Source organism: Gammaproteobacteria bacterium (assembly GCA_013817245.1).
Lineage (GTDB): Bacteria > Pseudomonadota > Gammaproteobacteria > HTCC5015 > HTCC5015 > JACDDA01.
In genome coordinates this window covers 204,226-222,920 of record JACDDA010000005.1, presented here as the reverse complement: position 1 = coordinate 222,920, position 18,695 = coordinate 204,226, and the positions used below count along the sequence as shown (strand labels likewise).

The following is an 18,695-nucleotide window of genomic DNA, read 5'->3' as shown; positions in this document are numbered from 1 at the left end:
ACTGCTGATAAACCGTTTGAGTTCCGGTGCGTAATAGCGCGCGCGGTAATAATACAAACCCGTGTTGTCGTTGTCACGTCCGGTGTATTGCGCGGTGTTTTTGTTGCTTTCACCTTGTGCGTCGGTGTCGCCATAGGCGCTGTATTGATAAGTGGTTTTGGCTTGGCCAGTGGTGTCGGTCAGCACTTGGGTGGAGATCAATAGGGTCAGTCTCGATTGATTTTGATTTTATCGTCATGCTTAACCATTGCTGACTTTTTAAAAAAATCAATGCCCCGTTTTAGATTTGCCGGCGTTTTGTGACATTAGGTTATCTGTCCACGCAATACCAATCGCTGACAAAATAAAAATCATATGAATAATGGTTTGCCACATCACACCGCTTTCGGTGTATTGAGAGTTTGCGGTGCCAAGCGTACCAATCGCAATAAAGGTTTTAAGTAAATGAATAGAACTGATGCCGATGATAGCCATGGCGAGTTTTACTTTTAATACTGAAGCATTGACGTGACTCAACCATTCGGGTTGATCGGGATGTCCTTGTAAGTTTAAGCGTGATACAAATGTTTCGTAGCCGCCGACGATGACCATTACTAACAAGTTTGAAATCATCACCACGTCGATTAACCCTAATACCGCTAGCATAATGAGTTGTTCGCTGAGGCTGGTAGCGCCTTCGATTAGATGAACTAATTCTTTGATGAATAAAATAACATAGACACCTTGTGCCACTATTAAACCTAAGTACAAAGGTAGCTGCATCCAACGTGAGCTAAAGATCAACCAAGAAAGCGGATGTAAACGTGGAGTTTTATTAGTGTCCATAATAATCTTCAAAAGTTAGGAGGGGGTATTCTAATGAATTCAAGGGCTGTCGAGAAAAGATATTTGCTTTAATCGCTTATATGTTTCATTTGCCGAGCAAGTACATACTGAAACATCATGACATAATCTATCCTGCTAGCATAAAAGATTAATCGAGTCTTGTATGAACAATCTTTCCGAAACAACGCCTCGCGTGGTTCCCTTTAAAGACGCTGTGCTCTTTTGGCTGAAATTAGGCTTTATCAGTTTTGGTGGGCCTGCGGGTCAGATTTCCATCATGTATCAAGAAATCGTGGAGCGTCGGCGTTGGTTGTCTGAACAACGTTTTTTGCATGCGCTGAATTACTGCATGGTGTTACCGGGGCCAGAAGCGCAACAACTCGCCACGTATATTGGATGGTTAATGCACCGCACGTGGGGCGGCATTATCGCCGGCGTGTTGTTTGTTTTGCCGTCTTTGTTAATTTTGATTGGCTTATCGTGGATTTATATCGCCTTCGGGGACACGCCGTGGGTCGCGGGGATATTTTATGGAATTAAACCTGCCGTCACGGCAATTGTTCTACAAGCCGCACATCGCATTGGTTCCAAAACGCTGAAAAATCCCACTTTATGGATTATTGCGACCGCGGCCTTTGTCGCTATTTTTGCACTGCAATTACCGTTTCCGCTGATTATTATAAGCGCCGCGCTGATTGGATATTGCGGAGGACGTTGGGCGCCTGCGCAATTCAGTGCGGGTGCGAAAAACCATGGAACCCCAAACACCGATACCAATGTAATAACGACGCCCGCCATAATTGATGACCACACACCAACACCGGCGCACGCCCATTTCCACTGGCGTCGATTAATTCAAATTTTGCTGATTGGCGCTTTGTTGTGGTTGTTGCCGATGGGCATATTGACTTATTTCTATGGCTGGCAAGGAACCTTGACGCAAATGGCGTGGTTTTTTACTAAGGCAGCCTTATTAACCTTTGGTGGCGCATACGCCGTATTGCCATATGTTTATCAGGGTGCGGTTCATCATTATGGCTGGCTAACCCCGACACAAATGATTGACGGTTTAGCATTGGGAGAAACGACACCGGGCCCACTCATTATGATCGTAGCTTTTGTGGGTTTTGTGGGCGCGTATGTAAAAGCGGTATTCGGTGCCGATATGGTATTTGTGGCCGGCGCAGTGGCCGCCATCTTAGTTACGTGGTTTACCTTTTTGCCTTCTTTTGTTTTTATTCTTGCCGGCGGCCCGTTGGTGGAATCTACGCATGGCGATTTAAAATTCACCGCACCATTAACCGCGATCACCGCTGCAGTCGTAGGTGCGATCTTAAATTTAGCGATGTTTTTTGCTTATCACACATTCTGGCCACAAGGTTGGAACGGCGGCTTGGATTGGCCAAGCGCATTAGTGGCGCTGGCCGCAATGATTGGATTGCTGTATTTCAAACGCAGTGTGTTGGAAGTATTAGGTGCTGCCGCAGTGGCGGGCCTTTTAATCACAATGCTGGGGAATTAAAACTAAGGATATATTCTGGTGCCGTTATAAAAACACGTTACGCGTATTCATATAGGTGGCGGAGAGAGAGGGATTCGAACCCTCGATACGGGATAAACCATATACTCCCTTAGCAGGGGAGCGCCTTCGACCTCTCGGCCATCTCTCCGAACTCGTTCATGCAGCAATTGCCTATGCAATCACTCATCTTAAACTTTCCGCGCTCACCTATTATATTACAGGGGAGCTTGCTGATTTTACGCTGCGTGTGCGATGCACACTTCCGCGGGCCATCTCTCCGCGAATAACGCTATTTTATTACCAACTTATTTGTGCATGAAACCTTGTTTTATGGACTAAAAAACAAAGCCAAACCACCCAAAAAAGAAGGCCAGATACTGACTGATCCGGCCTGTTTAGTCAATCTGCTAAGGACCTTTACGGTCCATTAGCTTATGCAATTAACTGTTACCGTTACTACGATCGCTACTGTCGGTATCGCGTTCGCGCTTAATGCGTTCGTAAATTTCTTCACGATGCACTGCAACATCTTTCGGGGCGTTAACACCAATACGCACCTGATTACCTTTTACTCCGAGGACAGTTACTGTGACCTCGTCGCCAACCATCAGCGTCTCTCCGACACGCCGTGTTAAAATCAGCATGCTACTTCTCCTGTTTGCTCATCATCACCAGTTTTGACAGCAGCCTCATCCGTGTTCGTGCATGGCTACAACGCTGTCTAACGATCCGAATTATACTCGGATTCGCATCCATTTATATACGGCCGCCACTGGGTTTTCTTGAGCTGAAATCCTATTTGAATTCCAACTTAATCCCGAGGCAGCAAAACCAACTAGATAGCAGCAACGCTGCCGTCTTTATCTAATTCAAACACCTGATGCAAAGTACGCACGCCTAACTCAAGATATTTTTGATCCACGACTACTGAGATTTTGATTTCAGAGGTGGAGATCATTCGGATGTTGATGTTTTCACCGGCTAAAGCTTTAAACATCGTCGCGGCAATACCTGCGTGAGAACGCATGCCAACACCCACTAACGAAATTTTCACGATCGTATCGTTACCCAATACTTGGCGCGCATTTAAACTTTTCGCCGTTTTTTGCAAAATATCCATCGCGCGTTTGTAATCGGTACGATTAACTGTAAAAGTAAAATCGGTAGTGTCGTTACCCGCAACGTTTTGCACAATCATATCAACTTCGATATTGGCATCGGAAATGGGGCCAAGAATACTCGCCGCAACACCGGGTTGATCAGGCACGCCTGCAATCGTTAATTGAGCTTCATCACGATTAAACGCAATGCCCGCAATTCTAGGTTGTTCCATCTTTTCTTCCTCTAAGGTAATCAGCGTGCCTTCACCTTTATCATCAAAGGTCGACAACACACGCAATGGCACATTATATTTACCGGCAAATTCCACCGAACGAATTTGCAAAACTTTAGAACCTAAGCTCGCCATTTCTAACATTTCTTCAAAAGTGATGCGCGCTAAGCGTCGTGCGTTAGGTTCAACACGCGGATCAGTTGTATACACACCATCCACGTCAGTATAAATCTGACACTCATCCGCTTTTAATGCAGCCGCTAATGCAACACCCGTAGTATCGGAACCACCGCGACCTAAGGTGGTAATGTTGCCGTGCTCATCAACACCTTGAAAACCCGCAACAATCACCACACGACCCGCTGCTATATCAGCACGCATCGCACTATCGTCTATGTGCATAATGCGCGCTTTATTAAACGCACTATCCGTCACGATGCGTACTTGAGCACCGGTATAAGATCGCGCATCTTGACCGCGTTTTTTTAAAGCGATCGCTAACAATGCAATCGTTACTTGTTCGCCAGTGGCAACCAGTACATCGTACTCACGCGGATCGGGTTCTTCATCAAGCGCTTTTGCTAATGCGATTAAACGATTAGTTTCACCGCTCATAGCGGATACAACCACGACAATGTCATGGCCAGCTTGACGTGCTTTAATTACTTTATCAGCAACATGTTCGATGCGTTCTGTACTACCCACCGACGTGCCGCCATATTTTTGTACTATAAGTGCCATTGCTTACAACAACCTCATTTACTATTTTATTAAAAAAATTATTGTGCGCTACGCTTGCGCGATCCAAACTTTCACACTGTTTAAAGCATCATCTAATGCACTCGGATCAGTGCCACCCGCTTGCGCCATATCCGCACGACCGCCGCCTTTACCACCCACTTGCAAAGCGACTTTATTTATAATGTCGCCGGCTTTAAATTTATCCATTAAATCATTAGTGACACCCGCAACTAAACGCACCTTGTCATCTTCCACTGCGCCTAACACCACAATCACCGAACCTAATTTATCTTTTAACTGATCGGCCATTTCACGCAACGCTTTGGCATCTACGCCGTCCATGCGTGCAACCAATACATTCACACCCGCTATGATTTCAACTTGTGCGGCAATATCACCACTTTGTTGACTGGCTACTTTTGATTTTAATTGCTGCAATTGTTTTTCAAGCTCACGCTGTTGAGTTTGCAACTGCAATACTTTGTCGACGACTTGTTCACGGCCAATTTTCAATGCGCTCGCTAAGGTCATCAACTGTTGATTTTGTTGCTCATACCAAGCCAGCGCATTATCACCGGTGATTGCTTCGATTCGACGCACGCCAGCAGCGACGCCCGTTTCACTGATGATTTTGAATAAGCCAATATCGCCGGTGCGCGCTACATGCGTACCACCACATAATTCTTTAGAAAAACCAATCGTTAATACACGTACATCATCAGCATATTTTTCGCCAAACAAGGCCATTGCACCGGATTTCACTGCGTCGTCCATCGACATGACGTTGGTTTGTGTCGCCGTATTTTGACGAATTTCTTGATTCACTAAACGCTCAATAGCTTGCAACTGTTTGTCGTTAACGGGTTCGCCATGCGAAAAATCAAAACGCAAACGTTGCTCATTCACTAACGAGCCTTTTTGTTGCACATGTTTGCCTAATACTTCTCGTAATGCAGCGTGCATTAAATGTGTAGCTGAATGATTCCAAGCAGTCGCTTGTCTTGCAGCGATATTCACGCGTGCTTCTACTTGATCATTAAGTTTTAATTCACCTTTGATAACGCGACCAATGTGTAAAAATACATTACCTTGTTTTTGCGTATCGTCTACTTCAAAAACAGCGGTCTTAGTTATTAACTGACCGCGATCACCGGCCTGGCCACCTGACTCCGCATAAAACGGCGTGCTGTCTAGAACAACAATCGCTTCTTGCCCCATTGCCAACTGTTGAACCGGCGCCGCATCTAATAACAAATTAATAATGTTACCTTGGTCATCTAGCTGTTCATAACCACTAAAACGACTTTCACCTTCTAACGACAAACGCTGACTAAGATCAACATTGAAACGACTGGCTGCACGGGCTCGTTCGCGTTGTTGATTCATCGCCGCATCGAAACCTTGCAGATCTAATTCTAAATTGCGTTCTCGCGCAATATCAGCGGTTAGATCTACTGGAAATCCGTAAGTATCATAAAGTTTAAATACCACATCGCCGGGTAACGTTTTGGTTTTAAGTTGCGCAATCGCCGTGTCTAAAATCGCCATGCCTTGTTCTAAAGTTTCGGCAAAACGTTCTTCTTCATTTTGCAAAGTGCGTTCAATTTGAATTTGTTGAACGCGCAATTCAGGATAAGCATCACCCATTACGCGCGCTAGCGCTGCAACGAGCTGATAAAAGAAAGGTTTTTCTTGGCCTAATTTATAACCATGACGAATCGCGCGACGAATAATCCGGCGCAGCACATAACCTCGGCCTTCATTAGATGGCACCACGCCATCGGCAATTAAAAATGCGCAAGAACGAATATGATCAGCAATTACTTTTAAGGAGTTGTTATTAACATCGGTAGTGCCCACTGCTTCGGTAGCGGCGGCCAATAAGTCACGAAATAAATCAATTTCATAATTACTGTGCACACCTTGCAAGACAGCAGCGATACGCTCCAAGCCCATCCCAGTATCAACCGAAGGCTTAGGCAATGGCGTTAAGGTACCATTTGCATCACGGTTATATTGCATGAAAACTAAATTCCAAATTTCTATGTAACGATCACCGTCTTCGTCGGGTGATCCAGGCGGCCCACCTGCAATCTGGGCGCCGTGATCATAAAAAATTTCTGTGCAAGGCCCACAAGGACCGGTTTCACCCATTTGCCAAAAATTATCTTTCGCACCAATTCGAGAAAAACGTTTTTCGCTAACGCCAATTTTTTTTAGCCAAATGTCAGCTGCTTCTTGATCATCTTCAAATACAGTAATCCACAAACGTTCAGCGGGTAGTTTTAATTCTTCGGTTAAAAATTTCCAACCAAATTGAATCGCGTCTTCTTTAAAATAATCACCAAAACTAAAATTACCTAACATTTCAAAAAATGTATGGTGTCTGGCAGTGTAGCCGACGTTTTCTAAATCGTTATGTTTGCCGCCCGCGCGCACGCAGCGCTGCGAACTCGTGGCACGCACATAATCACGTTTATCTTGACCAAGAAAAACGTCTTTAAATTGCACCATACCCGCATTGGTAAATAACAAGGTAGCATCGTTACCGGGCACCAATGAAGACGATGGCACAACGGTATGTCCGTGCTTAGCGAAGAAGGTTAAAAATTGACTGCGTAAATCACTTAAACTTGTCATGACTCGTTATGTTTCCAGAGTTTCCGAATGTGCGCGGTGGTAAATCCACGTTGCTGTAAAAAAACTGCACGCTTTTGTTGTTCTTGCCAATTCTCTGGCAACAAATCCCCAAATCGTTTGCAATACACTTCCCACGCGAGCGTTAACCATTCGCTGTCATCGTGATTTGCCAGACATTGTTCTGCTAATGACATATCAATGCCACGAGCGTTGAGTCCTGCACGAATTTTGATCGGTCCTTGACCACGTACGATGCGACTATGCACGAAGGCTTCCGTAAAACGAGCATCGGATTGCAAATCCTCGCTCGCTAACACATCCAACAGTTGTTTCACTAAGTCCAGATGTTCGCGACCTAGTTTTTGCGCCAACTCCAGGCGCGAGTGCTCGCGTTGCGCCAAGAGTCGCAACGCTTTCGCACGCAAGACTTGGCGCAAATCGACTTCCATTTTGAATCAGATCAGCGCAATCAAGGAGTTTCTAAATTAGGCTGATTCTTCCTCGGCAACAACATCATCTTCCGGTGCCGCGCTTTTGCTCACTAACAATTTACTACGCAATTCTTTTTCAATGCGCGCAGCCAACTCAGTGTGTTCACGTAAATATTGACGCGAATTATCTTTGCCTTGGCCAATTTTTTCACCGCCAACGCTATACCACGCACCGGCTTTATCGATCAAACCATGGGTCACACCCAGGTCAATCAACTCGCCTTCGCGCGAACAACCTTCGCCGTATAAGATTTCAAACTCTGCTTGTTTAAATGGAGGTGCTACTTTATTTTTCACTACTTTAACACGCGTTTCATTACCAATAACTTCATCGCCTTTTTTCACTGAACCGGTACGACGAATATCTAAACGCACCGACGCATAAAACTTCAAGGCATTACCACCGGTGGTGGTTTCTGGATTGCCAAACATGACGCCAATTTTCATCCGTATTTGGTTAATGAATATGACTAAAGTATTGGAACGTTTGATATTGGCGGTTAACTTACGCAAAGCTTGTGACATCAAACGGGCTTGCAAGCCCATGTGTGAATCACCCATCTCACCTTCAATTTCGGCTTTCGGTGTTAAAGCAGCTACTGAATCGATTACGATTAAATCGACAGCACTAGAGCGCACTAACATATCGACAATTTCTAATGCTTGTTCGCCGGTATCGGGTTGCGAAACTAATAATTCTTCCAGTTTCACACCTAGCTTTTCAGCATAACTTGGATCTAAAGCGTGTTCTGCATCCACGAAAGCTGCTGTGCCACCGGCTTTTTGGCATTCCGCAATCGCTTGCAAGGTAAGCGTGGTTTTACCCGATGATTCTGGGCCATAAATTTCTACAACACGGCCTTTCGGTAAGCCGCCTACGCCTAAGGCGATGTCTAGGGTTAAAGAACCAGTAGAAATCACGCCAATATCAGGCCGTACACTACCATCACCTAAACGCATGACAGAGCCCTTGCCGAATTGACGTTCAATTTGTGTTAATGCCGCAGCTAATGCTTTTTTGCGATCGTCGCTCATGAGTAATAATCCTCTCAAAGATTCTTTGTAAGTATTTGATATCTAAAGTTTTATGCAAAAAAAGCGCGCATAACAGCGCGTCCATTATCCCACACTCAGCTAATCGCTTCAGCCTTATTATTCTTTATTTAGGAGCTGCGACTTCCTTAGATAGTTTTTTCAACGACGCTTCGCCTTCATTCAAGTTTTGCTCGGCTTGTTTTAAACGCGCGCGTACCTGTTCCGCTTCACCGCTAACGTCGGCTTTTTTAACTTCCAATTCAGCGATTTTTTGCTTTTCCAATTCAATCTTGGCCGCCAATTCTTCAAGGCTCAGATTAGGATCAATCGGTTCAAGTTGCTCATCTAACACATCATCCATCGCGGTGGATGTTTGCGACGGCGTCTCTTCGCTATTAACACTCATGGCGGGCGGTACTTTGGTCTTATTACCCTGCGTCACATACCAAGCACCAGCAGCGATCAGTACGATAACGACCACTATCAATAAAACTTTCTGATTCATAAATACTCCCTTATACCTTTTAATGCGTACTTAACCGCTGCCGCGCGTATTTGACTACGATCACCAGCAAACCACATACGCTGCGCATGCGTTTGAATTACCTGACTAGATGCTCCGCGAATTCCCCAAGCAAACCAAACCGTACCCACTGGTTTATTGGGCGTGCCGCCCTCTGGACCCGCGACTCCGCTAACAGCAATAGACAATTGTGCCGCAGTGTTTTGCAAAGCGCCATGCGCCATTGCTAAAACCACGGGTTCGCTCACTGCACCAAAGTGCGCTAACAAATGCGCGGACACCTGCAGCTGTTGCTGCTTCATCGCATTACTATACGTAACCCACCCCCCTTCGTACCACTGCGAGCTGCCAGCCTGATCGGTAAAATATTTCGCTAACAAACCACCCGTACAGGATTCCGCCGTGACTAAACGCCAGCGCCGCGCAAGTAATGACGCGGCTAGCGTCGCGATTTCCAAACTAAGCAGATTTTCGGGTGTATTCGTCATGACCATCCTTATGAAGCGCCATTCTCTGAATAGTTGCTCGCAATATCAAGCCAAGGTTTGATTTGTTACACTCGCGCCAGTCAAATCTCCCAATAATATGGAATCGCGCCTTAGCTCATGAGTAATGTGGCTTTACAACAAGACTCTGCATTCGCATCGCATACGCCGATGATGCAACAGTATTTGCGCATTAAGCAGCACCACCCCAACACCTTGTTGTTCTATCGCATGGGTGATTTTTACGAATTGTTTTTTGACGATGCACGCAAAGCGTCGCGTCTATTAAATATCTCGCTCACTGCGCGCGGCCAATCCAATGGTCAACCTATTCCTATGGCGGGTATACCGTATCATGCAGCGGAAGGTTACTGGGCAAAATTACTCAAGCTCGGCGAATCCGCCGTGGTTTGCGAACAAGTCGGTGATCCTGCTACCAGCAAAGGTCCGGTTGATCGCGAAGTCAGTCGCATTTTAACGCCCGGCACACTGACCGACGAAGCCTTGCTTGATGAACGTCGTGATGCGTTGTTGTTATCTATATATAAGCAACACCATATCTGGGGCTTAGCATGGGCAGATTTAAGCACGGGCAATTTCCGCGTCATGGAAGTGGATGATGAAGATGCGGCGCAAACAGAATTAGCCCGCTTAAATCCAGTAGAAATTTTATGGGATGAAAACAGCGCGTTGCCGCCCTGGTTAACATCTAAAACCAGCGCTTCCACTATTCGCAATCGCCCGCCGTGGCATTTTGAATACGTCAGTGCGCAACGCCGTTTATGCGAACAATTTGGCACCCATGATTTGCATGGTTTTGGTTGCGCCAATTTCAGCGCCGCGATTGCAGCAGCCGGTTGTTTATTAAATTACGTGGGCGAAACCCAACGTGCACAAGTACAACATCTACGCGGTTTAAGTGTCGAACATAGCGATGAAGCTATCGTATTAGATGCCGCAACTCGACGTAATTTAGAATTAGATATTACGCTCAGCGGACAAACTGATAATACTTTATTTGCATTACTCGATAACTGCGCCTGTGTCATGGGCAGTCGTTTGTTACGACGCTGGTTGTTACGCCCTTTGCGCAATCAAAGCATATTACAAGCACGTTTTGATGCCATTGAAAATCTACTGCAACAACGTGCTTACACAGCATTATTAGATTCGTTAAAAAATGTGGGCGATATCGAACGCATTGCTACTCGTATTGCGTTGAAATCTGCACGCCCTCGCGATTTATTAGCCTTACGTAATACGCTAGCGCAATTACCCGCTTGGCAAAAACAATTAACTGTTTTATCAGCCGAGCGCTTACACGAACTGCAAACACTGCTTAACATTGATGCAACCGTTCACCAACAACTCGCCAAAGCTATTATTGATAATCCACCGGTATTAATTCGTGATGGCGGTGTCATTGCTGCAGGTTATGATGCGGAATTAGATGAGCTGCGAACCTTAAGCACCCATGCACAAGAATTTTTACTGGATTTAGAAACTCGCGAACGCGCTCAAACGGGAATTCAAACTTTAAAAGTTAGCTACAACCGCGTACACGGTTATTATATTGAACTCGGTCGCCAACACGCAGAACGCATTCCTGCATATTACACACGCAGACAAACGCTAAAAGCGGCTGAACGTTACATCACGCCTGAGTTAAAAAGTTTTGAAGATAAAGTGCTCGGCGCGCGCGATCGCGCGTTAGCGCGTGAAAAACAATTGTATGATGAATTACTCGATAGCTTACAAGCACATTTATCCACGCTCCACATCATTGCCAACGCCTTAGCAGAACTGGATGTATTAGCCACGCTCAGCGAACGCGCCAACACATTAGATTACGTACGACCACAGTTAAGTACCGAAACAGGATTAACGATTCGCGCCGGCCGACATCCCGTTGTTGAAAATATGTTAGACGCGCCTTTTGTTAGCAATAACACGTTGTTTGATGATAAACATCGTTTGTTAATTATTACTGGACCTAATATGGGCGGTAAATCTACCTACATGCGGCAAACGGCGTTAATTGTATTGCTTGCGCACATAGGCAGTTTTGTACCGGCCAGCGAAGCGCGCATTGGTCCGATTGATCGCATCTTCACACGTATCGGCGCGGCCGATGATTTAGCCAGTGGTCGCTCTACTTTCATGGTTGAAATGACAGAAGCAGCTAATATTTTGCATAACGCAACGGCACAAAGTTTAGTGTTGATGGATGAAATTGGTCGCGGCACGAGTACTTTCGATGGTTTATCACTGGCTTTCGCTTGTGCCGAACATTTAGTCAGCAGCTCGCAAGCATTTACTTTATTTGCCACACATTATTTCGAATTAACGCAGTTAGCCGAGCAGCACGCTACCGCACACAATTTACATTTAGACGCAGTTGAGCATGGGGACACGATTGTATTTTTACATAGCGTGAAACCCGGCCCCGCCAATCAAAGTTATGGTTTGCAAGTAGCACAACTGGCCGGTGTACCCACTAGCGTGATTCGCCAAGCTAAACAACATTTGCAACGTTTAGAACAACAAGCAGTCAATCAACAATCACAACAGCCACAACTCAATTTATTTGCTGCGCAGACCAAACCTTCCGCCATCAAAGCTGCGCCTGATTTACTACGATTAAGTTTAGCCCAGATACAGCCAGATCAATTAAGTCCACGCGAAGCCTTAGAAATAGTTTATAAACTCAAAGCGCTTAGTGACAATAATGACCACTTAGATTATCTGCCCTCGGCACCCTGAATCCCGTATAACCCTGGAACCCTATGAATTCTTTTAAAAATATTGCGTTTCTGTGTAATGACAAAATCGGCAGCGGTGAAAATTTACGCAAGCTTTACGATCATTTGCAGAATCGTAATTACAATTTATTACTGGATACCAGCTGCCAACGTTTTATCAAAGACAGCAACGCTACCTTTATTTCCGTAGCCACGGTTGTAGAATGTGATTTAGCGATTGTTATCGGTGGTGATGGCACTTTGCTTAGCGCTGCACGCACCTTAGCCGATAAACACGTGCCACTGGTAGGTATCAATTTAGGTCGTTTAGGTTTTCTAGTCGACATCTCACCCGATGACATGTTGCAATATATTGACGCTATTTTAGAAGGTCACTATATCGCCGAAGAACGTTTTTTATTAAAAGCGCGTATCAGTAATAACGGCGTTATTAGCAAAGAAGAAATCGCTTTTAACGACATTGTTGTTAATAATTATATCGATGCTCGCTTAATCGAGTTTTCAGTTTTCGTTAATGACGGTTTTGTGAGCCATGAACGCGCTGACGGCATGATCATCGCAACACCGACGGGCTCAACGGCTTATGCCCTATCCAGCGGCGGACCTATTTTACATCCCTCATTAAGCGCCATGACCTTAGTGCCTATTTGCCCGCATGCTTTAAATCATCGTCCTTTAGTCGTAGATGCAAACAGCAAAGTTAGCATTGAAATGGATCCGCGCTGCGAAACGCGTGCACAAGTCAGTTTTGATGGGCAATTCAGCTACGAATTAAACACTGGCGATAAAGTGGATATTTTACGCCACACTAATCGTGTTAAATTATTACACCCCGTGGGTTATGATTTCTTCGATATCTTGCGCGTGAAATTACACTGGGGCCACCGGACCGATTACGAGTAACACTATGCTGCGTCATTTACGCATTGCCGATTTCGCCATCATTGCCGAATCGGAACTTAGCTTTAAAGAAGGCATGACTGCACTGACCGGTGAAACGGGTGCGGGCAAATCCATTTTGTTAGACGCTTTAAATTTAGTCTTAGGTGATCGCGCGGATTTACAATCGATCCGCGAAGGCGCGGAACGCGCTGACATTACTGCCTCTTTTGATATTACCGATGTTCCCGCGGCGCGTCAGTGGTTACAAGAACGCGAAATGGATACCGGCACCGAATGCATTTTACGACGCACCATTAGCGCACAAACCGGCTCTAAAGGATTTATTAATGGCACGCCAGTAACACTGCACTCGTTGCGTGAACTTGGCGAAATGTTAGTTAACTTACACGGCCAACACGAACATCAAACATTAACGCGTCGCGAAATTCAACGACAACGCTTAGACGATTACGCTAATCATCCTGCATTGTTAGAGCGCATTGCGCAATTACATCATACTTGGCGCGGACAATTTGATCGTTGGCAGCAATTACAAGCGGCAGCTAATGAACGCACGGAACGTTTAGCCATTTTACGTTTTCAAGTAAACGAATTAAGTGCTTTAGATTTACAAGAAAACGAGTGGCTTAGTTTAAACCAAGAACATCAACGTCTTGCCAACGCTTCACGCTTAATGAGCAGCGTGCAGTTATGTTTACAAGTATTAGATGAGCATGAAGAAACACACGTTTATAATTTATTAATTCAAGCGACTCGTGCTTTAACGGATGTAGCCGCGCTCGACCCGCAATTACAAACGAGTTTAAACGCATTAGAAACGGCGCAAATCAGCATTGAAGAAACCGCCAGCGATCTACGTCGTTATCTTAGTAGCGCCGAGTTAGACCCAAAACGCTTGGAATTTGTTGAACAACGCATGCGCATAATGCATGACTTATCACGTAAACATCGAATTGATGCTAATGATTTATTAAGTCGTTATGCTGAATTACAAAATGAACTCGACACGCTAGAACATGCTGATGAAAATTTACAAAGTCTCGAGACCGAGCTCCAACAACTCGCACAACAATATCGTGAAGCAGCGGAAGCCTTACACAAAAGCCGCGTAAAAGTCGCCGCGCAATTAAGCAAACAAGTGACTCAAGGCATGCAAATTTTAGGCATGGCAGGTGGTGTATTTGAAATTGCGGTGGATGCTAAAACTATCAACGTCGTGAATGGCGAAGGTTTTTCCGCTCATGGCGCCGACAGTGTTGAGTTTCGAGTGGCCGCTAATCCTGGCCAAACACCGCGCGCATTAGGCAAAGTCGCATCGGGTGGTGAATTATCTCGCATCAGTCTTGCAGTGCAAATGATTACTGCCGGGAGTGAACCGATCCCTACACTTATTTTTGATGAAGTTGATGCGGGTATCGGCGGCGCAATTGCTGAAGTAGTGGGTATGCATTTGCGTTTATTAGGCGAACATCGTCAAGTGATGTGTGTAACCCATTTAGCGCAAGTAGCCGCGCAAGCCCATCAACATTTACAAGTCAGTAAACAAACCGAAAAAGCACAAGGCGTAGCGCATACGCGCGTACATGAATTAAGCGAAGCAGATCGTGTGAAAGAAATTGCGCGAATGTTAGGCGGTATGGAAATGACAGAACAAACATTGTTACACGCTGAAGAAATGATTGTGCGCGCACAAAAACGGCGCGCTTAATCAATTCAACTTAGCGTTTTTTCACATGACTATTATTGCAGCTCGCCTCGTTACATTCGCCATATAAAATCATACTGTGCTCAGTTAAGGTGAAGCCCCGCTCCGCAGCAATTTCTTTTTGCCGACGTTCAATATCCGCGTCCATGAACTCAATCACTTTGCCGCAACGAATGCACACTAAATGATCGTGATGTTTACCGTCGTCTAATTCGAAAACACCCTGACCGCCTTCAAAATGATGACGGATCACCAAACCGGCGGATTCAAACTGGGTCAACACGCGATACACGGTGGCCAAACCAATATCATCTTCGCAATCTAACAGGCACTTATAGATATCTTCTGCGGTCATATGCCGATCGCGATTAGTATCAAGAATTTCTAAAATTCTCATGCGTGGCAAAGTAACTTTAAGACCGGCTCGTTTAAGATCTGAGGATTCCATGATCCACCTCGCGACTGTGCGCTCGACCTGCCGAAGGCCAACGCGCTTATGATATGATGCCGGCATTATAGCCGAAAGGGTTCTACTATGTCCGTGCTCTTACGTGTACTGCTTATTAGTTTGCTGATAGTTAACAGCGGCTGCAATTTCTGGATTAAGCCTTATCGCCCTGACATCAATCAAGGCAATGTGCTCAACGAAGACGATATTAAGAGCCTCAAAATCGGCATGAGCAAAGAACAAGTCTTATTTTTAATGGGCAAGCCGGTACTGGCAACCCCTTTTGAAACCAATCGCTGGAATTACATTCATTATTTAAAACCCGGTTATAAAGACGCGCAAATTGAACAATTACAATTGTATTTCAAAGGTGACGCATTAGAACGTATTGAGCGTAACAAAACCGGCCCTGATCCTGAGACAGCAAAATAATCTTAACGCTTCTTTTCTTTAGCGCGCCGCGCCGCACGTTGTTTGCGCGCTGATTTGGGATCCGCGATCAACGGCCGATAAATTTCTACGCGATCACCAGCTGCCAATAGATGATCGCCTTTAATAACCTTAGCAAAAATACCGACTGAACTTTGTTCAAGATCAATTTCTGGAAAACGCTGCGTCAATCCAGATAACACAATCGCCTGCATGACGGTGGTGCCTATTGGCACATCTAAAGGCACAATCACCTGTTCGCTGGGCTTGGCATAGGCAACTTCAATCTTAATCGTGGATTTATTCTGCATGTTTCTTGCCGCACGGCTTACTTAAAAACAATATAATATGCTCCCATGAGTAAAAAACCTAAAACTGCTGATAATGAAATCGTCGTCAATCGAAAGGCGCGGCACGAATATTTTACGTCAGATACGATTGAAGCCGGTATCGCCTTACAAGGCTGGGAAGTTAAATCCCTACGCGCGAAACGTATTCAGCTAACTGAAAGTTATATTTTAATTAAAGATGGCGAAGCGTGGTTGTTTGGATGTTTAGTCACACCCTTACCCACTGCTTCTACGCATATCACGCCGGAACCCTTACGCAGTCGAAAACTTTTATTGCATCGTAAAGAGCTTAATCAATTAATCGGTGCGGTAGAACGCAAAGGCTTTACCGTCATTCCATTAAAATTATATTGGAAAGGTAGCTTAGCCAAAGTATTAGTCGCGATTGCCGAAGGTAAAAAAGATCACGACAAACGTGAAAGCGAAAAAGAACGTGATTGGGAACGTGATAGACAACGTTTAATGCGACACGCTACTCGCGGTTAATTATTCAGGCGATTCTTCAGGCTCGTAACGATCCCACACCGCACTGCCCGCTTGTTTACGTAAACTCGCTAACATAAGCTCGTGCGCCGCTAAATCTGCCGCATCTGCTTTAATCACTCGCAAGGAACCCGTCAAACGTCGCGTTGTTGCACTCACTACTTCTGCCGCGATGACTTGGGTTTCTATTGCATCTAAACCCAACAAACTGGTTTGACCACCGGTCATCACCAAATACAAATCTGCCAAAATCTCTGCGTCTAATAAAGCGCCGTGTAATGCACGCTGCGAGTTATCAATACCATAGCGTTGACACAATGCATTTAAATTGTTTTTTTGACCCGGATGTAATTTGCGCGCCATTGCCAACGTATCGACAATATCGCAATGGGTTTCAATCAAAGGATCATCGCGTTGCAATCGTTTTAATTCAGCGTTTATAAAACCGAGATCAAACGCAGCATTATGTATAACTAATTTTGAGCCACGAATAAAATTTAAAAACTCATCAACCACATCAACAAAACGCGGCTTATCAGCTAAAAATTCGGTTGTAATGCCATGCACTTCAACCGCACCTGCATCAATTTCTCGATCAGGTTGTAAATAACAATGGAAACGCCGCTCAGTTAAACGTCTGCCAATAATTTCTACGCAACCAATTTCAATAATGCGATGACCTTTTTCAGGTTCTAAGCCGGTGGTTTCAGTATCTAAAACAACTTGTCTCATATTTTATGTTCCGCTAAAAATTCATCAATCGCGGCATTCGCTAATTGATCGGCACGTTCATTTTCGACATGACCACTATGGCCTTTTACCCAACACCATTCAATTTCATGCTGTTGCGCTATCGCATCCAACTGTTGCCACAAATCCACATTTTGCACAGGCTGTTTATTGGCTGTGCGCCAACCGCGTTTTTTCCAATTCGCCATCCATTCCAACATACCACTGCGTACATACGTTGAATCAGTCGTGAGACGAACTTTACTATGCCGTTTTAAGATAGTTAAGGATGCAATCGCCGCCATTAATTCCATTCGATTATTAGTGGTATGCGCTTCTGCACCTTTTAATTCTTTTTCAATACTGCCGTAACGCAAAACCGCGCCCCAACCACCGGGGCCCGGATTACCACGACACGCGCCATCGGTAAAAATTTCTACTTCAACCATTCAACATAAACCTTATTCAATCAGCGATCGTTGTGCATCCATCGGCGTATGAGCATTGCCATTAATATTGGGTTGCGCTGCCCAACCCACACCTAACACTTGCTCACGCATTTTCCAACGCATTTTAATCGGCGTGATAGGAATACGGCGTTTACGCGCTAATAAACAATATACATTTCCCCAGCGCGGAAATACATAACGCGCGACACGTTCAATAACTTGCAAACGTTGTGACCACTGCGGATTTTTAAATAACGGTAAATAACCAAAAGAAGAATATTGTACGCACTCAAAATCTAACAATTTTAACCAATCATTGACACGACTCACGCGATAAAAGGGTAATTCCCATAAAGCATTTCGATGCCACGCCCAATAACGTCGCAAAGGTCGATACATTCCCCATATGCTCATAGGATTAAAGCCAACGATCAGCAAATGCCCGCCTAAACATAATACGCGATCCGCTTCGCGTAATAAGGCATGCGGATCATGCGCCGCTTCTAACGCATGACCTAAAATCACACAGTCACGCGATAATGATTCTACTGGAAACTGAATCGCGCCCATTTGTTCTATGCCGGTTTGATCCAAAAATGCTTGCGCTTCATCCGCTGCAAAACTTAAACAACTGTGGCCGTGATAATGCTGCGCCACATTAAATTCAACCGCACTCACGGCTAACGCATGCTGTCCTGGCAAACCTGCCAAAATTTTGGCGACCATCTCAGTTAAGGGCTGGCGAATAGCAGCAGTGAATGGCGACACATACCATTCGCATAGTCGCAACCACGTGCTTGCAGCAGGCTCATTACTCATCGCTGTTCCTTAAAAACTCATCG

The 18,695-nt window shown here is 45.1% G+C and carries 20 protein-coding genes and 1 tRNA gene; 6 read left to right on the top strand and 15 right to left on the bottom strand.

Features of this window, described 5'->3' with window-relative positions:
* A partial coding sequence (locus H0W44_08270) for a hypothetical protein (GenBank protein MBA3582426.1) occupies positions 1-201 on the bottom strand: 201 nt, incomplete at its 3' end.
* 66 nt (positions 202-267) lie between these two features.
* Positions 268-825, bottom strand: a complete 558-nt coding sequence (locus H0W44_08265) for a TIGR00645 family protein (GenBank protein MBA3582425.1) — start codon at positions 823-825, stop codon at positions 268-270.
* A 163-nt stretch (positions 826-988) separates the two neighbouring features.
* Between H0W44_08265 and chrA the strand changes: the two genes are divergently transcribed.
* Positions 989-2,347, top strand: coding sequence for a chromate efflux transporter (chrA, locus tag H0W44_08260; GenBank protein MBA3582424.1), 1,359 nt, complete (start codon positions 989-991; stop codon positions 2,345-2,347).
* A 56-nt stretch (positions 2,348-2,403) separates the two neighbouring features.
* Here chrA and H0W44_08255 read toward each other — a convergent pair.
* The 8 genes from H0W44_08255 to H0W44_08220 form a co-directional block, all read right to left on the bottom strand.
* Positions 2,404-2,495, bottom strand: a tRNA-Ser gene (locus H0W44_08255).
* Positions 2,496-2,787: 292 nt separating this feature from the next.
* Complete coding sequence (gene csrA / locus H0W44_08250; protein MBA3582423.1) at positions 2,788-2,991, bottom strand: carbon storage regulator CsrA; 204 nt, start codon at positions 2,989-2,991, stop codon at positions 2,788-2,790.
* Between the two features lie 191 nt (positions 2,992-3,182).
* Entirely contained in the window at positions 3,183-4,421 is a 1,239-nt protein-coding gene (locus H0W44_08245; GenBank protein ID MBA3582422.1) for an aspartate kinase, read from the bottom strand.
* A 48-nt stretch (positions 4,422-4,469) separates the two neighbouring features.
* Positions 4,470-7,061, bottom strand: a complete 2,592-nt coding sequence (gene alaS / locus H0W44_08240; GenBank protein MBA3582421.1) for an alanine--tRNA ligase — start codon at positions 7,059-7,061, stop codon at positions 4,470-4,472.
* Entirely contained in the window at positions 7,058-7,510 is a 453-nt protein-coding gene (locus H0W44_08235; GenBank protein MBA3582420.1) for a regulatory protein RecX, read from the bottom strand. The genes alaS and H0W44_08235 overlap by 4 nt, the downstream gene beginning before the upstream one ends.
* A 36-nt stretch (positions 7,511-7,546) precedes the next feature.
* A complete protein-coding gene (recA, locus tag H0W44_08230) occupies positions 7,547-8,587 on the bottom strand; it encodes a recombinase RecA (protein MBA3582419.1) in 1,041 nt (346 codons plus the stop codon).
* A 124-nt stretch (positions 8,588-8,711) separates the two neighbouring features.
* Positions 8,712-9,092: a hypothetical protein gene (locus tag H0W44_08225; GenBank protein MBA3582418.1), complete on the bottom strand. Its 381-nt coding sequence runs from the start codon at positions 9,090-9,092 to the stop codon at positions 8,712-8,714.
* The gene (locus tag H0W44_08220; GenBank protein ID MBA3582417.1) at positions 9,089-9,604 is read right to left on the bottom strand and encodes a CinA family protein; all 516 of its coding nucleotides are present in this window, start codon (positions 9,602-9,604) and stop codon (positions 9,089-9,091) included. Before H0W44_08220 ends, H0W44_08225 begins: the two co-directional genes overlap by 4 nt.
* Positions 9,605-9,766: 162 nt before the next feature.
* On the opposite strand from H0W44_08220, the gene mutS reads away from it, so the two are divergent.
* The 3 genes from mutS to recN are packed head-to-tail and all read left to right on the top strand — an operon-like array spanning position 9,767 to position 14,968.
* Positions 9,767-12,358, top strand: coding sequence for a DNA mismatch repair protein MutS (gene mutS / locus H0W44_08215; GenBank protein ID MBA3582416.1), 2,592 nt, complete (start codon positions 9,767-9,769; stop codon positions 12,356-12,358).
* Positions 12,359-12,381: 23 nt separating this feature from the next.
* Positions 12,382-13,260 carry an NAD(+) kinase gene (locus H0W44_08210; GenBank protein ID MBA3582415.1) on the top strand — a complete coding sequence of 293 codons (879 nt, stop codon included), beginning with the start codon at positions 12,382-12,384 and terminating at the stop codon, positions 13,258-13,260.
* 4 nt (positions 13,261-13,264) lie between these two features.
* The gene (recN, locus tag H0W44_08205) at positions 13,265-14,968 is read left to right on the top strand and encodes a DNA repair protein RecN (GenBank protein MBA3582414.1); all 1,704 of its coding nucleotides are present in this window, start codon (positions 13,265-13,267) and stop codon (positions 14,966-14,968) included.
* 10 nt (positions 14,969-14,978) lie between these two features.
* On the opposite strand, the gene fur is transcribed toward recN, so the two are convergent.
* Positions 14,979-15,413 carry a ferric iron uptake transcriptional regulator gene (gene fur / locus H0W44_08200; protein MBA3582413.1) on the bottom strand — a complete coding sequence of 145 codons (435 nt, stop codon included), beginning with the start codon at positions 15,411-15,413 and terminating at the stop codon, positions 14,979-14,981.
* 87 nt (positions 15,414-15,500) lie between these two features.
* On the opposite strand from fur, the gene H0W44_08195 reads away from it, so the two are divergent.
* On the top strand, positions 15,501-15,845 hold the full coding sequence (locus tag H0W44_08195; protein MBA3582412.1) for an outer membrane protein assembly factor BamE: 345 nt from the start codon (positions 15,501-15,503) through the stop codon (positions 15,843-15,845).
* Positions 15,846-15,847: 2 nt separating this feature from the next.
* On the opposite strand, the gene H0W44_08190 is transcribed toward H0W44_08195, so the two are convergent.
* Positions 15,848-16,153 carry an RnfH family protein gene (locus H0W44_08190; protein ID MBA3582411.1) on the bottom strand — a complete coding sequence of 102 codons (306 nt, stop codon included), beginning with the start codon at positions 16,151-16,153 and terminating at the stop codon, positions 15,848-15,850.
* A gap of 45 nt (positions 16,154-16,198) precedes the next feature.
* Between H0W44_08190 and smpB the strand changes: the two genes are divergently transcribed.
* Positions 16,199-16,678, top strand: a complete 480-nt coding sequence (smpB, locus tag H0W44_08185; protein ID MBA3582410.1) for an SsrA-binding protein SmpB — start codon at positions 16,199-16,201, stop codon at positions 16,676-16,678.
* Here the strand turns inward: smpB and dnaQ are convergent, their stop codons facing one another.
* The 3 genes from dnaQ to H0W44_08170 are packed head-to-tail and all read right to left on the bottom strand — an operon-like array spanning position 16,679 to position 18,672.
* The gene (gene dnaQ, locus H0W44_08180) at positions 16,679-17,407 is read right to left on the bottom strand and encodes a DNA polymerase III subunit epsilon (GenBank protein MBA3582409.1); all 729 of its coding nucleotides are present in this window, start codon (positions 17,405-17,407) and stop codon (positions 16,679-16,681) included.
* Positions 17,404-17,853, bottom strand: a complete 450-nt coding sequence (gene rnhA, locus H0W44_08175) for a ribonuclease HI (protein ID MBA3582408.1) — start codon at positions 17,851-17,853, stop codon at positions 17,404-17,406. Before rnhA ends, dnaQ begins: the two co-directional genes overlap by 4 nt.
* A gap of 12 nt (positions 17,854-17,865) precedes the next feature.
* Positions 17,866-18,672: a methyltransferase domain-containing protein gene (locus H0W44_08170; GenBank protein MBA3582407.1), complete on the bottom strand. Its 807-nt coding sequence runs from the start codon at positions 18,670-18,672 to the stop codon at positions 17,866-17,868.
* Between the last annotated feature and the right edge of the window lie 23 nt (positions 18,673-18,695).

Excerpts from the sequence above, each read along its gene's own strand:
- fur (MBA3582413.1), bottom strand. The coding sequence starts at position 15,413 with ATGGAATCCTCAGATCTTAAACGAGCCGGTCTTAAAGTTACTTTGCCA.
- H0W44_08170 (MBA3582407.1), bottom strand. The coding sequence starts at position 18,672 with ATGAGTAATGAGCCTGCTGCAAGCACGTGGTTGCGACTATGCGAATGG.
- H0W44_08245 (MBA3582422.1), bottom strand. The coding sequence starts at position 4,421 with ATGGCACTTATAGTACAAAAATATGGCGGCACGTCGGTGGGTAGTACA.
- H0W44_08225 (MBA3582418.1), bottom strand. The coding sequence starts at position 9,092 with ATGAATCAGAAAGTTTTATTGATAGTGGTCGTTATCGTACTGATCGCT.
- recN (MBA3582414.1), top strand. The coding sequence starts at position 13,265 with ATGCTGCGTCATTTACGCATTGCCGATTTCGCCATCATTGCCGAATCG.
- rnhA (MBA3582408.1), bottom strand. The coding sequence starts at position 17,853 with ATGGTTGAAGTAGAAATTTTTACCGATGGCGCGTGTCGTGGTAATCCG.
- chrA (MBA3582424.1), top strand. The coding sequence starts at position 989 with ATGAACAATCTTTCCGAAACAACGCCTCGCGTGGTTCCCTTTAAAGAC.
- H0W44_08195 (MBA3582412.1), top strand. The coding sequence starts at position 15,501 with ATGTCCGTGCTCTTACGTGTACTGCTTATTAGTTTGCTGATAGTTAAC.
- H0W44_08265 (MBA3582425.1), bottom strand. The coding sequence starts at position 825 with ATGGACACTAATAAAACTCCACGTTTACATCCGCTTTCTTGGTTGATC.
- H0W44_08210 (MBA3582415.1), top strand. The coding sequence starts at position 12,382 with ATGAATTCTTTTAAAAATATTGCGTTTCTGTGTAATGACAAAATCGGC.
- csrA (MBA3582423.1), bottom strand. The coding sequence starts at position 2,991 with ATGCTGATTTTAACACGGCGTGTCGGAGAGACGCTGATGGTTGGCGAC.
- smpB (MBA3582410.1), top strand. The coding sequence starts at position 16,199 with ATGAGTAAAAAACCTAAAACTGCTGATAATGAAATCGTCGTCAATCGA.
- alaS (MBA3582421.1), bottom strand. The coding sequence starts at position 7,061 with ATGACAAGTTTAAGTGATTTACGCAGTCAATTTTTAACCTTCTTCGCT.
- recA (MBA3582419.1), bottom strand. The coding sequence starts at position 8,587 with ATGAGCGACGATCGCAAAAAAGCATTAGCTGCGGCATTAACACAAATT.
- dnaQ (MBA3582409.1), bottom strand. The coding sequence starts at position 17,407 with ATGAGACAAGTTGTTTTAGATACTGAAACCACCGGCTTAGAACCTGAA.
- H0W44_08190 (MBA3582411.1), bottom strand. The coding sequence starts at position 16,153 with ATGCAGAATAAATCCACGATTAAGATTGAAGTTGCCTATGCCAAGCCC.
- mutS (MBA3582416.1), top strand. The coding sequence starts at position 9,767 with ATGATGCAACAGTATTTGCGCATTAAGCAGCACCACCCCAACACCTTG.
- H0W44_08220 (MBA3582417.1), bottom strand. The coding sequence starts at position 9,604 with ATGGTCATGACGAATACACCCGAAAATCTGCTTAGTTTGGAAATCGCG.
- H0W44_08235 (MBA3582420.1), bottom strand. The coding sequence starts at position 7,510 with ATGGAAGTCGATTTGCGCCAAGTCTTGCGTGCGAAAGCGTTGCGACTC.